Genomic DNA, 739 nt, shown 5'->3' with positions numbered 1-739 from the left:
ATATTAATTCATCGTAGCTATATCAAAGAAAGATCGAAGAAAGAAAAAGCCACCGCGAGGGTGGCTTTTAGGGGCTATCAAGAAGGAGGAATCGACGATTATTGCTCAACTTTTACAGGTTGCGCTTTAAGCTTTTGAAACAGCTTCACAAACAGCGGGCTACCCAGCACTAATACTGCCAGCACAGTAAACGTCAACGTAATCGGACGCTCCCACAAGAAGCTCAACTCACCGTCAGAAATCATCAACGCTCGGCGCAAGTTTTCTTCCATCAAGCCGCCGAGGATGAAGCCAAGCAGCAATGGTGCGAGCGGGAAGTTTGCCAGTCTAAGTGCAATGGCAGCCATCGCCACAAGTAGCATCACAAACACATCCATCGTATTGAACGAAACTAAGTACACACCTGTAATTGAGAAGAACAAAATCATAGGTAGAAGCACTGTTCTTGGAACGGCCAGTAGTTTCGAGATGTAAGGAATCAACGGCAAGTTAAGAATCACAAGCACGATGTTACCAAAGTACATTGAGATGATGACTGACCAGAAGACATCCGGGTGTTCAACAAACAGGCGAGGGCCAGGTTGAATGCCGTAGGCGATTAACGCGCCAAGCATAATAGCGGTGGTGCCTGAGCCTGGAATACCCAGCGTTAACAATGGAACGAATGAGCCACTTGATGCGGCGTTGTTCGCTGATTCTGGCGCAACTAGACCACGAATGCTGCCTTTTCCGAACTCTT

1 protein-coding gene is annotated in these 739 nt (G+C 47.4%); it reads right to left on the bottom strand.

The window, feature by feature from the left end; all coding sequences use genetic code 11:
- Window positions 1-98: 98 nt before the first annotated feature.
- Window positions 99-739, bottom strand: a 641-nt coding sequence (locus R7Q48_RS27060; RefSeq protein WP_318133336.1) for a tripartite tricarboxylate transporter permease, incomplete at its 5' end; no start/stop codon positions are given.

This window comes from Vibrio sp. 378 (genome assembly GCF_033339435.1).
The sequence above is the reverse complement of the archived record's forward strand: the minus strand, read 5'-3'. Positions and strand labels throughout refer to the sequence as shown.